Origin of the sequence: Pseudomonas sp. 21LCFQ010, assembly GCF_024129905.1 — a bacterium.
Taxonomy (GTDB): Bacteria; Pseudomonadota; Gammaproteobacteria; order Pseudomonadales; family Pseudomonadaceae; genus Aquipseudomonas.
Genome location: NZ_JAMYDZ010000010.1, coordinates 159,669 through 173,193 on the forward strand (window position 1 = coordinate 159,669; position 13,525 = coordinate 173,193).

Below are 13,525 nucleotides of genomic sequence, written 5' to 3' on the forward strand. Positions count from 1 at the left end.
CAACCCCCTGATCACTCAAGAGGAATATGCATGTCCACTACTCTGTTCAGCCTGGCCTTCGGTGTCGGCACCCAGAATCGTCAAGGCAACTGGCTGGAAGTCTTCTACGCTCAGCCGCTGCTCAAGCCATCGGCCGAGCTGGTCGCGGCAGTCGCGCCACTGCTGGGCTACAGCGGCGGTAACCAGGCCATCGCATTCAACACCGACCTGGCGTCGAAACTGGCCGAAGCGGTCAAGCCTGTCGATGCTGCACAAGCCGCACTGCTGACCCGGCTGGCCGAGAGCCACAAGCCGCTGGTCGCCACCCTGCTGGCCGAAGACGCCTCACTGACCTCGACCCCTGAGGCCTACCTGAAGCTGCATCTGCTGTCGCACCGTCTGGTCAAGCCGCACGGCCTGAGCCTGGCCGGTATTTTCCCGCTGCTGCCAAACGTCGCCTGGACCAACGCCGGTGCAGTCGATCTGGGCGAGCTGGGCGAGCGGCAACTCGAAGCGCGCCTCAAAGGCGAGCTGCTGGAAGTCTTCTCGGTCGACAAATTCCCGAAAATGACTGACTACGTGGTGCCGGCCGGCGTGCGTATCGCCGACAGCGCCCGGGTGCGCCTGGGTGCCTACATTGGTGAAGGCACCACCGTGATGCACGAAGGCTTCGTCAATTTCAACGGCGGCACTGAAGGCCCGGGCATGATCGAAGGCCGTGTATCGGCTGGCGTGTTCGTCGGCAAGGGCTCGGACCTGGGCGGCGGCTGCTCGACCATGGGCACCCTGTCCGGTGGCGGCAATATCATCATCAGCGTTGGCGAAGGCTGCCTGATCGGTGCCAACGCCGGTATCGGCATCCCGCTGGGCGACCGCAACACCGTTGAAGCCGGCCTGTACATCACTGCCGGTACCAAAGTCGCGCTGCTCGATGAGAACAACGAACTGGTCAGCACCGTCAAGGCCCGCGATCTGGCTGGCCAGACCGACCTGCTGTTCCGTCGCAACTCGCAAACCGGCGCTGTGGAATGCAAAACCCACAAGTCGGCCATCGAGCTGAACGAAGCACTGCACGCTCACAACTGATGCCGTGTACGGGTCCAGGCGCGCGGGCAACCCCGCGGCCTGGACCCGCCTGACAAGCCGGACGGACCAATGCCCCTGATTTCTCCCTGGCGCGCCGACTTTCCTGCCATCGACGCCCTGCAGCGGCAAGGCCAGACCTATCTGGACAGCGCTGCCACCACGCAAAAACCCCAGGCATTGCTCGATGCCTTGATGCATTACTACTGCAACGGTGCGGCCAACGTACACCGTGCCCAGCACCTGCCTGGTGCCCACGCGACCCAGGCCTTCGAAGCCTCGCGCAGCAAGGTCAGCCACTGGCTCAATGCCGCTGACAGCGGGCAGATCATCTTTACCCACGGCGCAACCTCGGCACTCAACCTGCTGGCCTACGGCCTGGAAGGCGTGTTCAGCGCCGGTGACGAGATTGCTATCAGCGCCCTGGAGCACCACGCCAACCTGTTGCCCTGGCAACAACTGGCCCAGCGGCGCAATCTGAAACTGGTGATCCTGCCACTTGATGCGCACGGCCTGATCGATCTCGACGCGGCCAGCGCGCTGATCGGCCCGAATACTCGCCTGCTGGCCGTCAGCCAGTTTTCCAATGTGCTCGGTGCCTGGCAACCGCTGCCACGCCTGCTGGCCCTGGCCCGTGCCCAAGGGGCGCTGACGGTGGTCGATGGCGCGCAAGGGGTGGTGCATGGTCGCCACGATGTGCAGGCGCTGGGCTGCGACTTCTACGTTTTCTCCAGCCACAAGCTGTATGGCCCCGAAGGCCTGGGCGTGATCTACGCAGGCAACGAAGCGCTGCCCAAGCTGGCCCACTGGCAGTTCGGCGGCGAGATGGTACTGACCGCCGACTATCGGCATGCCGAGTTTCGCGCCGCGCCGCTGGGCTTTGAAGCCGGAACCCCGCCCATCGCCAGCGTGATCGGGCTGGGGGCAACGCTCGATTACCTGGACAGCCTCGACCAGCGGGCAGTGGCCGACCACGAAGCGCAGTTGCACAAACGTCTGCTTGAAGGCCTGCAGCAGCGCGACCGGGTCCGCGTGCTGGGCGCGCCTGAACTGGCGTTGGTCAGCTTTGTGGTCGAGGGCGTGCATAACGCCGACCTGGCCCACCTGCTCACCGAACAGGGCATCGCCGTGCGCGCCGGCCATCACTGCGCCATGCCGCTGCTCAAACACCTCGGCCTGCCCGGCGCGATTCGGGTGTCGCTGGGGCTGTACAACGACTCGGACGACCTGCTGCGCCTGTTCAGTGCTCTGGACCAGTCGCTGGAGCTACTGGCATGACGCTGGGTTCAGAAGCCGTCGCGGCGCAGCAAGCTTTCAGCCAGTTACAGGGCTGGGAGCAACGCGCCCGGTTGCTGATGCAGTGGGGTGAACGCCTGAGCGCACTGAGCGAAGCGGAAAAGTCCGAACAGCATCGGGTACACGGCTGCGAAAGCCAGGTCTGGTTGCTCGCTGACGCCGCTGAAGGCCGCTGGCAGTTTCGCGCCAGCAGCGATGCGCGGCTGTTGCGCGGCCTGTTGGCACTGCTGCTGGTGCGGGTCAACGGCCTGTCCGCCGAGCAGTTGCGCCAGGTCGATGTGGCGCAATGGTTCGACAGCCTGGGGCTTGGTCGCCAATTATCGCCGTCGCGCAGCAACGGCCTTAACGCCGTGCTGCAACGCATGCGCGATCTGGCTGCTCAGTCCTGAGCGGCTTCGGCGAGCAAGCCGTTGAAAAACGTAGGCGAGGCAGGCAGTGCAAGGCAAAAACAGGCGAGCAAGCGGAGTTTACGGGTGTAAATGAGCATTGTGAGCCTGTTTTTAACGTAGCAATGGCAACGCAGGTAGTTTTTCAACAGTTTGCTGGCTTGACCCGTTCCGCTGGCCGGCGGGTCCCGGCTACCAGTTTGTCCACCGCCTTGCTCGCCGCGACCATGCCGAAGGTCGCGGTAACCATCATCACTGCGCCAAAGCCTCCGGCACAGTCCAGACGCACGCCCTCGCCGACAAAGGTCTTGCTCTGGCACACGCTGCCGTCGGGCATCGGATAACGCAACTGCTCGCTGGAAAATACACACGGCACGCTGTAGCTGCGGCTGGGGGTACGCGAGAAGTTGTAGTCGCGGCGCAGGGTCGAACGCACCTTGGCCGCCAGCGGATCGTTGAAGGTACGGTTCAGGTCACAGACCTGAATTTGCGTCGGGTCGATCTGCCCGCCTGCACCGCCGGTGGTCACCAGGCCGATCTTGCGCCGTTTGCACCAGGCAATGAGCGCGGCCTTGGCCTTGACGCTGTCGATACAGTCGATCACAAAATCCAGCTCTTGAGTGATGTACTCAGCCAGTGTGTCTGGGGTCACGAAGTCCATCACCGCATGCACCACGCACTCCGGGTTGATCGCCCGAATACGCTCGGCCATCACCTCGACCTTGGCCCGCCCCACAGTACCGTCCAGCGCATGCAACTGGCGGTTGGTGTTGCTGACACAGACGTCGTCCAGATCGAACAGCGATATCTCGCCCACGCCACTGCGCGCCAGCGCCTCAGCAGCCCACGAACCCACGCCACCAATACCAATCACCGCGACATGGGCCGCTTGCAGGCGCTCCAGCCCCTGGCTGCCATACAACCGGGCGATACCGGCAAAACGTGGATCTGCTGTGCTCATGTTCATGACCTCGAAAACCGGCGCGCATTATAGGCATTGGCGCCGCGCAGGACACCCACCGCCAGCAACGGACTGTCGCAAAGCCGCCGATTCAGGCGCATGGAGCGGGCAAATTTGCTTTAAGATATCGGCCTTTTCGCACCTCGCACATTCTGCGCCCTGCAACCGGAGTCCTGTTCATGACGGCCCCAGCCGACCTCTCGCCCACTCTCCAACTGGCCTGCGACCTGATTCGTCGGCCATCGGTTACGCCGCTCGATGCCGATTGCCAGGCGGTGATGATGCAACGCCTGGGCGCGGTCGGCTTCAAGCTCGAACCAATGCGCATCGAAGACGTCGATAACTTCTGGGCCACCCACGGCAACGGTGACGGCCCGGTGCTGTGCTTTGCCGGCCACACCGACGTGGTGCCCACCGGCCCGGTACAGGCCTGGCAGAACGACCCGTTCGACGCGCTGATCGACGAGCACGGCATGCTCTGCGGCCGTGGTGCAGCCGACATGAAAGGCAGCCTGGCGTCGATGGTGGTGGCCAGCGAACGCTTCGTGCGCGACTACCCCGACCACAAAGGCTCGGTGGCCTTTCTGATCACCAGCGATGAAGAAGGCCCGGCGCACCACGGCACCAAGGCAGTGGTCGAACGCCTGGCAGCACGTAACGAGCGTCTGGACTGGTGCATCGTCGGCGAGCCGTCGAGCACCACGCTGGTCGGTGACGTGGTCAAGAACGGCCGCCGTGGCTCGCTCGGCGCCACCTTGCAGGTGCGCGGCAAACAAGGCCACGTGGCCTACCCGCATCTGGCCAAAAACCCGATTCATCTGGCCGCCCCGGCCCTGGCTGAACTGGCTGCCGAGCACTGGGACGAAGGCAACGCATTCTTCCCGCCGACCAGCTTTCAGATCTCCAACCTCAACTCGGGCACCGGTGCGACCAACGTGATTCCCGGTGAGCTGGTCGCGGTGTTCAACTTCCGCTTCTCTACCGAGTCCACTGTCGAGGGCCTGCAACAGCGCGTCGCAGCAATTCTCGACAAGCATGGCCTGGACTGGCACATCGACTGGGCGCTGTCGGGCCTGCCATTTCTGACCGAGCCAGGCGCGCTGCTTGATGCCGTGTCGGCGAGCATCCGTGACATCACTGGCCGCGAAACCCAGGCCTCGACCAGCGGCGGCACCTCTGACGGTCGCTTTATCGCCACGCTGGGCACCCAGGTCGTCGAACTCGGCCCGGTCAACGCCACCATTCACCAGGTCAACGAACGCATCCTGGCCAGCGACCTCGACGTGCTGACCGAGATCTACTATCAGACCCTGGTCAAGTTGCTCGCCTGATGCTCACCTGTCCAATCTGCGCAGCGCCACTGGCCAACGCCGACAACGGCGTGGCCTGCCCGGCCAATCATCGTTTCGACCGTGCACGCCAGGGTTACCTGAATCTGCTGCCGGTGCAGCACAAGAACAGCCGTGAGCCGGGCGATAACCAGGCGATGGTCGAAGCCCGGCGGCGCTTTCTCGACGCCGGCCATTACGCGCCGGTGGCCCGCCGTCTGGCGGAACTGGCCGCCGAGCGAGCGCCGGGGCGCTGGCTGGACATCGGCTGCGGCGAAGGCTATTACACCGCGCAAATTGCCGAGGCACTGCCCAAAGCCGATGGCTATGCGCTGGATATTTCCCGCGAGGCAATCAAACGCGCCTGCCGGCGTGACAGCAGCCTGACCTGGCTGGTCGCGAGCATGGCGCGCATTCCGTTGCCGGACGCCAGTTGTCAGTTTCTGGCCAGCGTCTTCAGCCCGCTGGACTGGCTTGAGGCCAGGCGTCTGCTGACGCCTGGCGGCGGCCTGATGCGCGTGGGGCCGACCAGCGGCCATCTGATGGAGATGCGCCAGAAGCTGTACGACGAAGTCCGCGACTACGCCGATGACAAGCATCTGGCACTGGTACCGGAGGGGATGGAGCTGGCTCACAGTGAGACCCTGACCTATACCCTCAAGCTGATCGACAGCCAGTCGCGTGCCGATCTGCTGGCAATGACGCCACATGGCTGGCGGGCCAGCGCCGAGCGCCGGGCAGCGGTCATTGATTATCCTGGCCCGTTCAAGGTCACCGTTTCCATGCGCTACGATTATTTCGTGCTGCAGTAAGCCATTTTTCGAGGCCATCATGCGTCAACCTGATATCGAGATTTACCTGAAGGACGAAGACGTCGATCACAAGGCGATTACTGCCTGGCTGAGTGTCGCGCTGGGGCCGTGCAGTGAGTGGCAGCAGAAAGGCCAGACCTGGAAGTGCCGGGCCGGCGAGGTGCCGGTGACCTGGGTGCCCAAGGCAGTGGGCAAGTGGAACAGTCTGTTTCTGGAGAGTGACAAGACGCCTTGGGACGACGATATTGCCTGCGCCCATGCGGCGTTTGCGGCGCTGGCTGTTGAGGTACGCTGTGCGCCGGGCAGTTGGGCGGAGGATGATGGTGAGGAGGACGCTGACCGGTGGATCAGGATCAGTGCCGAAGGTGAACAAGAGATTATCTGGCGCACCTCCTGACATCAGCTGGCCTGGCGCGGGATCGCCCGTAGGAGCGGCTTTAGCCGCGAAGGCCTTTCGTTTTGTGCAAGGGTCATTGCCGCGGTTGTTTGATCCTCGGGGGCCGGCGCGATGGGCGTCCTGCCCAGCGCACCTGCTCCTGATATCAAGAGCAGCGACATCCATGTCGGTTTCTCCCCCGAATCGACGCCTACCCTCGGCCTGCGCCAAAGTCGCGATTCGCGTCGTCTGCGCCATCTTGGTTCGAGAGCAAAAGCAAAGCTACAGCAGAGCAAGATCACGAGCCAAGCATGGACAGCGAGCTCCTGCTTGGGGCTGTCGCTGCGAACTTTCCTACGATTCTTGACACCAATAGACGACACCGGTCTTTTTGCCGTTCCCTGGCGGATACGGCACACTGTCGCCCCGGCCGCCCATGCCTTCCTTGTTAGCAGACTCCGTATGACCCGATCTCCGTTGCACCGCCTTGTCTTCGGTGCCTTGCGCCGTGTGTTGTTTCTCTGGGTTCGTTCGGAGACGATCAATCAGTCGTCGCTGAAGCTGGATCTGGATCGCAGCAAGCCGGTGTTTTATGCCTTGCAGTCGCCAGCGCTGAGTGATCTGGCAGTGGTGGATCGGGAGTGCACCAAGGTGGGCCTGCCGCGTCCGGTACTGGAAGTCGCGGTCAATGGTCAGCTAGAGCCAGCCGGGTTCTTCTATCTGACCCCGGAGCCAGACTGGCTGGGGCGCCATGACAAACGCGGGGCGCCACCGGTGCTGGAGCGGTTGCTCAATACGCTCAATGAGTATCCGGGCGAGGATGCGCAGATCATTCCGGTGAGTGTGTTCTGGGGGCAGTCGCCCGACCATGAGTCCAGCGCCTGGAAGTTGCTGTTCGCTGACAGCTGGGCGGTGACCGGGCGGTTGCGGCGGCTGGTGACCATTCTGATTCTGGGCCGCAAGACCCGTGTGCAGTTTTCCGCGCCCATTCACTTGCGCGACCTGCTGGCGCAGAACAAGGGACCGGCCCTGACCCTGCGCATGACCCAGCGGCTGCTGCGGGTGCATTTTCGCAATGTGCGCAGTTCGGTTATCGGCCCGGACGTTTCGCACCGACGCAATCTGGTCAAGGACCTGATCAGAGCACCGTTGGTGGTGCAAGCGATCAAGGAAGCCGCCGAACGCGACAACCTGCCTGAAGCCAAGGTCCGTGAGCAGGCGCTGGGCTATGCCAACGAGATCGCCTCGGACTACACCTATACCGTCATCCGCTTCATGGAAGTGCTGCTCAGCTGGTTCTGGAACAAGATCTACGACGGTATCAAGGTCAATCACATCGAGAACGTGCAAAAGGTCGCACCAGGGCATGAGGTGGTCTACGTGCCGTGCCACCGCAGCCATATCGACTACCTGCTGCTCTCCTACCTGTTGTTCCGCAATGGCCTGACCCCGCCGCACATCGCCGCCGGGATCAACCTCAACATGCCGGTGGTCGGTAACCTGCTGCGCCGTGGCGGGGCGTTTTTCATGCGCCGCAGCTTCAAAGGCAATCCGCTCTACAGCACGGTATTCAACGAATACCTCAACACCCTGTGCAGCAAAGGCTTCCCGGTCGAATACTTTGTCGAAGGCGGCCGCTCGCGCACCGGGCGCATGCTGCAACCCAAGACCGGCATGCTGGCCATCACCTTGCGCAGCTTTTTGCGTAATCCACGCATGCCGCTGGTCTTCGTGCCGGTCTATATCGGTTATGAACGGGTACTCGAAGGCCGTACCTATCTGGGTGAATTGCGCGGCAAGACCAAAAAGAAAGAATCGGTGTTCGATCTGTTCAAGGTCTTCGGCGCGCTGAAAAAACGCTTCGGCGAGGTGGCGGTCAACTTTGGCGAACCGATCCGCCTGGCTGAATTTCTTGACCAGCAACAACCAGACTGGCGTCAGCAGTCGGTCGGCCCGCACGATCGCCCGCAATGGCTGAGCACGACCACTAACCAGCTGGCCGAGCGCGTGGCGCAACGGATCAACGAGGCGGCCGCCATCAACCCGGTCAATCTGGTGGCCCTGGCCTTGCTGTCCACGCCGCGCTTGGCACTGGGTGACCAGGCGCTGGAGCGCACCCTGGATCTGTTCCTGACGCTACTGCGCCAGGTGCCTTACTCCGCGCACACCACGCTGCCGGACGGTGACGGCAAGGCGCTGATCGAGCATGTGAAAAGCATGGAACTGCTGGCCGAGCAAAAGGACGCGCTGGGGCGCATCTATTATCTGGACGAGCAGAACGCGGTGTTGATGACCTACTACCGCAACAATGTCCTGCATATCTTTGCCCTGCCCTCGCTGCTGGCCTGCTTCTTCCAGAGCTGGTCACGGATGAGCCGCGAGTTGATCCTGCGCTACACCCGTGCCCTGTACCCTTATCTGCAGTCGGAGCTGTTCATCCGTTGGTCGCTGGCCGAACTGGACGAAATCATCGAACAGTGGCTGGCAGCGTTTGTCGAGCAAGGTCTGTTGCGCCTGGAAAATGACGTGTACCTGCGCCCCGAGCCCAGCTCGCGGGAGTTCGTGCAACTGACCGTGCTGTCACGCGCCATTGCCCAGACCCTGCAGCGCTTCTATATGGCTGTCGCGCTGCTGCTGGATAACGGCCAGCACGCGCTGAGCGCAGAAGAACTGGAAGACTTGTGCACAGTCATGGCACAGCGCCTGTCGATCCTGCATGGCCTCAATGCGCCGGAGTTCTTCGACAAAAGCCTGTTCCGCCACTTCATCCAGACCCTGCTCGACCAGGGCGTATTGCGCAAAGACGTCAATGGCAAACTCAGCTACCACCCGCAGCTTGGCGAGATGGCCGAAGGCGCCGCCAAGCGGGTACTGACCGCAGAAATCCGCCTGTCGATTCACCAGGTCACGTTGCAGGGCGCAGACGACGAAGCACCTGCAGCTGGCTAGTGTTATGTTCAACCCGCCTGCTCCGGGCAGGCGGTTTCTCAAGGAGCCCCGGCATGAAAGCCATCCCCCTTATCGCCCTGACAGCACTACTGAGTGCTTGCTCGGCCATGCACAAACCCGGCACCGCCAGCCTTGAAGGCGAGGTGTTCTACCTGCAACGCAGTGCCCTGCCGCCTGCCGCGACGCTGAGTGTCAGCCTGCAAGACGTGTCACGCGCCGACGCACCAGCGACCACGCTGGCCCAGTACAACACGCCCATCAACACTCAGGTACCACTGCCTTTTCATCTGCAATACGATCCTGCACAGGTGACGCCCGGCCACAGCTACGCCGTCAGCGCGCGCATAGAGGCCGACGGGCGCCTGTTGTTCATCAGCACTGAACGGCACAGCGTGAACCTGGATGGCAGTGACCGGCAGCCGCTGCGCATCCGGGTCAATCCGGCACTTCCCTGATACTCTTGCAGCACTTGCTCCATTCAAGATGTTTCAACCGGAAAAGGATCCTGCCATGTTTCGCCCCTCGTTCACTTTCGCTGGCCTGTGTGCAGGCCTGTTGCTCTCGGCTAATGTTTTCGCCCTGTCGCTGAGCGATCTGTCGCAATCGGACGCCAGCGGCGGACTCAAGGATGCCCTGACCCAGGGTGCGCAGATCGCGGTCAAGCAACTGGGCACACCGGGCGGTTTCAGCAATAACCAGGACGTGCGCATTGAACTGCCGGGCAATCTGGGCAAGGTCGCCAAGAAGATGCGCCAATTCGGTATGGGCGCTGAGGTCGATCAACTCGAAACCAGCATGAACCAGGCCGCCGAGGCCGCGGTGCCACAGGCTCAGGCGTTGCTGGTCGATGCGGTGAAGAAGATGACCGTGGCTGATGCCAAGGCGATTCTCAGCGGCGGCCAGGATTCGGCTACCCAATACCTGGACAAAACCAGTCGTGAAGCGATTCGCGCCAAGTTCCTGCCGATCGTCAAGCAGGCCACCGACAAGGTTGGCGTGGCGCAGAAATACAACGCTTTCGCTGGCCAGGCTGCCGCGCTGGGCGTGCTGGACGCGAAGAACGCCAACGTCGAAAACTATGTGGCCGAGCAGGCGCTCAATGGTTTGTTCGAGATGATTGCCAAGCAGGAGCAGAGCATCCGCGCCAACCCGGCCGCTGCCGCGACCAGCCTGGCGAAGAAGGTATTTGGCGCGTTGTGATCTCGCGGCTCCCGTAGGACCGGCTTTAGCCGGGAAAGCATCGACTCTTTCCCCGACCAAAGCGGATCGTCGCCCGGCCGGTCCTACTCCGGCTTTTTCACCCTGAACCACGCCGCATACAAGGCCGGCAAGAACAGCAGGGTCAGGGCCGTGGCGACGATCAGGCCACCCATGATTGCCACCGCCATCGGGCCGAAGAACAGGCTGCGTGACAGCGGGATCATCGCCAGCACTGCGGCCAGCGCGGTGAGTACGATGGGGCGGAAGCGCCTCACCGTGGCGTCGATGATCGCGTGCCAGCTGTCTTGCCCGGAGCCGATGTCCTGTTCGATCTGATCGACCAATATCACCGAGTTGCGCATGATCATTCCCGACAGGGCGATGGTGCCGAGCATGGCCACAAAGCCGAACGGCTGGTTGAACACCAACAGAAACAGGGTCACGCCTATCAGCCCCAGTGGCGCGGTGATGAACACCATGAACATCCGCGAAAAGCTGCGCAGCTGGATCATCAACAGGGTCAGCACCACGATGAGGAACAGCGGCATCCCGGCATTGACCGAACTCTGGCCACGCTCGGAATCCTCCACCGTACCGCCGACCTCCAGCAGATAGCCATCGGGCAGTTCGGCACGCACCTGGGCAAGGCTCGGCAGAATCTCCTTGACCAGGCTAGCCGGCTGCTGTGGACCGTAGATGTCAGCGCGCACCGTGACGTTCGGCAGGCGGTTGCGATGCCAGATGACGCCTTCTTCGAAGCCGTATTCGAGGGTCGCGATCTGCGCCAGAGCGATGCTTGTGCCGTTGCTGGTCGGCACGGCCAGGCTCGACAGGTCCTGCAACCGCTCACGCTCACTGCGGGTGCCGCGCATGACGATATCGATCAACTGATCGTCTTCACGAAACTGGCTGACGCTGGAGCCGGTCAGCGACGACTGGAGGAATTTCGCCACGTCGCCGCTGCTCACTCCCAGTGCCCGGGCGCGGTCCTGGTCGATGTTCAAATGCACCACCTTGCTGGGCTCTTCCCAGTCCAGGTGGACGTTGGCCACGTGCGGATTCTCGCGCACTTTGGCCTGGACCTTACGCGCCAGCGCCCGAACCTCGTCGATGTGTTCGCCGGTAATCCGGAACTGCACCGGGTAGCCGACCGGCGGGCCGTTCTCCAGCCGGGTCACTCGTGAGCGCAAGGTCGGGAACTGCTCATTAAGGGCGCTGATCAGCCAACTGCGCAATTGCTCACGGTCTTCGATGGTCTTGGCCAGTACCACAAACTGGGCAAAGCTCGCTGCGGGCAGTTGCTGGTCCAACGGCAGGTAGAAACGCGGTGAACCGGTGCCGACATAGGCCACATAATTTTCGATACCGGGATGATCCTTGAGCAGTGCCTCCAGGCGTTTGACCTGTTCGGTGGTATTGCTCAGCGACGCGCCTTCGGCCAGCTTCAGGTCAACCATCAACTCAAGACGTCCGGACGCCGGGAAGAACTGCTGCGGCACGAAGCGGAACATCACCAGCGACAGTACAAACAGCGCCACGGTGGCAACAATCACCGTCTTGCGGCGCCGCACGCACCATTCGATCACCACCCGTACCCGCTGGTACATCGGCGTCGCGTAGGGGTCAGGCTCAACCCCGCTGCCATGCCGCAGCGCGTGCTTTTTCGCCAGGTCCGGCAGCAGTTTTTCACCCAGCCATGGGACGAACATCACCGCCGCCACCCACGAGGCCAGCAAGGCGATGGTCACGACCTGGAAGATCGAGCGGGTGTACTCACCGGTGCTCGATTGTGCAGTGGCGATGGGCAGAAAGCCTGCTGCCGTAATCAAGGTGCCGGTGAGCATCGGGAACGCGGTGCTGGTCCAGGCAAAGCTGGCCGCCTTGAGCCGGTCGTAGCCTTGCTCCATCTTGATCGCCATCATTTCCACGGCAATGATCGCGTCGTCCACCAGCAACCCCAGCGCCAGTACCAGCGCGCCCAGCGAAATCTTGTGCAGGCCGATGCCCAGATAGAACATGCAGGCAAAGGTCATTGCCAGCACCAACGGGATGGCCAGCGCCACCACCATGCCAGTGCGTACGCCCAATGAGAAAAAGCTCACCAGCAGGACGATGATCAACGCCTCGGCCAGCACCTGAACGAACTCGCCCACGCCGGTGCGCACCGCCGCCGGTTGATCAGACACCTTGCGCAGTTCCATGCCGGCCGGCAGGTTGGCTTGCAAGCGGGCAAACTCGGCTTGCAGCGCTTTGCCCAGCACCAGGATATCGCCGCCACCTTTCATTGCCACGGCCACGCCAATCGCGTCCTGATCCATGAAGCGCATGCCTGGCGCCGGAGGATCGTTGAAACCACGCGTCACCTCGGCCAGGTCACTGATACGCAAGGTTCGACCCTCGACGCGGATCGGGAAGTCACGAATCTCATCGACCGATACAAAGCGCCCGCTGACCCGCAGGTGAATACGCTCCTGTGAGGTTTCGAAGAAGCTCGACGAGGCCACTACGTTCTGCGCTTCCAGCGCCTGCTGGACAGCCTGCAATGGAACCCCCAGGGTCGCCAGTTTGACGTTGGACAGCTCGATCCAGATTTTCTCGTCCTGCACGCCGATCAGTTCGACCTTGCCGACATCCTTGACCCGCTGCAGGCGAATCTGGATGCGCTCGGCATAATCCTTGAGCACCGCGTAGTCAAAGCCCTGGCCGGTCAGCGCGTAGATATTGCCGAACGTGGTGCCGAACTCGTCATCGAAGAATGGCCCCTGCACCCCGGCCGGCAGGGTGTGCCGAATATCGCCGACCTTCTTGCGCACCTGGTACCACAGCTCGGGCAGGAACGCCGAAAAAAGCGAATCGCGGGCCATGAAGATCACCGTGGACTCACCGGGCCGGGAGAACGAGGTCATGCGTTCGTACTCGCCGGTTTCCATCAGCTTTTTCTCGACCCGGTCGGTGACCTGACGCGCCACTTCCTCGGCGCTGGCACCCGGCCACAGGGTACGAACCACCATGACCTTGAAGGTGAACGGCGGGTCTTCGCTCTGCCCCAGCTTGCTATAAGACAACGCACCGACCACGGCCAGCACGATCATCAGGTACAGCACCACCTGGCGATGCCGCAGCGCCCATTCGGAAAGGTTGAAGTGCATCGCGGG

General features: G+C 62.5%; 11 protein-coding genes. 9 read left to right on the forward strand and 2 right to left on the reverse strand.

Features of this window, described 5'->3' with window-relative positions:
- Nucleotides 1-30 precede the first annotated feature (30 nt).
- The 3 genes from dapD (at nucleotide 31) to NJC38_RS14230 (ending at nucleotide 2,747) form a co-directional block, all read left to right on the forward strand.
- A complete protein-coding gene (dapD, locus tag NJC38_RS14220) occupies nucleotides 31-1,065 on the forward strand; it encodes a 2,3,4,5-tetrahydropyridine-2,6-dicarboxylate N-succinyltransferase (protein WP_253115220.1) in 1,035 nt (344 codons plus the stop codon).
- A gap of 69 nt (nucleotides 1,066-1,134) precedes the next feature.
- The gene (locus NJC38_RS14225; protein ID WP_253115221.1) at nucleotides 1,135-2,340 is read left to right on the forward strand and encodes an aminotransferase class V-fold PLP-dependent enzyme; all 1,206 of its coding nucleotides are present in this window, start codon (nucleotides 1,135-1,137) and stop codon (nucleotides 2,338-2,340) included.
- Complete coding sequence (locus tag NJC38_RS14230) at nucleotides 2,337-2,747, forward strand: SufE family protein (RefSeq protein ID WP_253115222.1); 411 nt, start codon at nucleotides 2,337-2,339, stop codon at nucleotides 2,745-2,747. Before NJC38_RS14225 ends, NJC38_RS14230 begins: the two co-directional genes overlap by 4 nt.
- A 142-nt stretch (nucleotides 2,748-2,889) precedes the next feature.
- Here the strand turns inward: NJC38_RS14230 and tcdA are convergent, their stop codons facing one another.
- On the reverse strand, nucleotides 2,890-3,705 hold the full coding sequence (gene tcdA, locus NJC38_RS14235) for a tRNA cyclic N6-threonylcarbamoyladenosine(37) synthase TcdA (RefSeq protein ID WP_045494430.1): 816 nt from the start codon (nucleotides 3,703-3,705) through the stop codon (nucleotides 2,890-2,892).
- 179 nt (nucleotides 3,706-3,884) lie between these two features.
- Here tcdA and dapE point away from each other — a divergent pair, with 179 nt between their 5' ends.
- The 6 genes from dapE to NJC38_RS14265 all read left to right on the forward strand — a co-directional run bounded on the left by dapE (nucleotide 3,885) and on the right by NJC38_RS14265 (nucleotide 10,370).
- The gene (dapE, locus tag NJC38_RS14240) at nucleotides 3,885-5,036 is read left to right on the forward strand and encodes a succinyl-diaminopimelate desuccinylase (RefSeq protein ID WP_253115223.1); all 1,152 of its coding nucleotides are present in this window, start codon (nucleotides 3,885-3,887) and stop codon (nucleotides 5,034-5,036) included.
- Nucleotides 5,036-5,845 carry a putative RNA methyltransferase gene (locus tag NJC38_RS14245; RefSeq protein WP_253115224.1) on the forward strand — a complete coding sequence of 270 codons (810 nt, stop codon included), beginning with the start codon at nucleotides 5,036-5,038 and terminating at the stop codon, nucleotides 5,843-5,845. The genes dapE and NJC38_RS14245 overlap by 1 nt, the downstream gene beginning before the upstream one ends.
- Before the next feature lie 19 nt (nucleotides 5,846-5,864).
- Nucleotides 5,865-6,242, forward strand: a complete 378-nt coding sequence (locus NJC38_RS14250) for a hypothetical protein (protein WP_045488643.1) — start codon at nucleotides 5,865-5,867, stop codon at nucleotides 6,240-6,242.
- A 441-nt stretch (nucleotides 6,243-6,683) separates the two neighbouring features.
- Nucleotides 6,684-9,170 (forward strand): glycerol-3-phosphate 1-O-acyltransferase PlsB, encoded by a 2,487-nt coding sequence (gene plsB, locus NJC38_RS14255; protein ID WP_253115225.1) that lies wholly within the window; start codon nucleotides 6,684-6,686, stop codon nucleotides 9,168-9,170.
- Between the two features lie 53 nt (nucleotides 9,171-9,223).
- Nucleotides 9,224-9,625 (forward strand): YbaY family lipoprotein, encoded by a 402-nt coding sequence (locus tag NJC38_RS14260; RefSeq protein ID WP_045488637.1) that lies wholly within the window; start codon nucleotides 9,224-9,226, stop codon nucleotides 9,623-9,625.
- 55 nt (nucleotides 9,626-9,680) lie between these two features.
- The gene (locus NJC38_RS14265; RefSeq protein ID WP_045488634.1) at nucleotides 9,681-10,370 is read left to right on the forward strand and encodes a DUF4197 domain-containing protein; all 690 of its coding nucleotides are present in this window, start codon (nucleotides 9,681-9,683) and stop codon (nucleotides 10,368-10,370) included.
- A gap of 83 nt (nucleotides 10,371-10,453) precedes the next feature.
- Here the strand turns inward: NJC38_RS14265 and NJC38_RS14270 are convergent, their stop codons facing one another.
- Complete coding sequence (locus NJC38_RS14270) at nucleotides 10,454-13,519, reverse strand: efflux RND transporter permease subunit (RefSeq protein ID WP_253115226.1); 3,066 nt, start codon at nucleotides 13,517-13,519, stop codon at nucleotides 10,454-10,456.
- Between the last annotated feature and the right edge of the window lie 6 nt (nucleotides 13,520-13,525).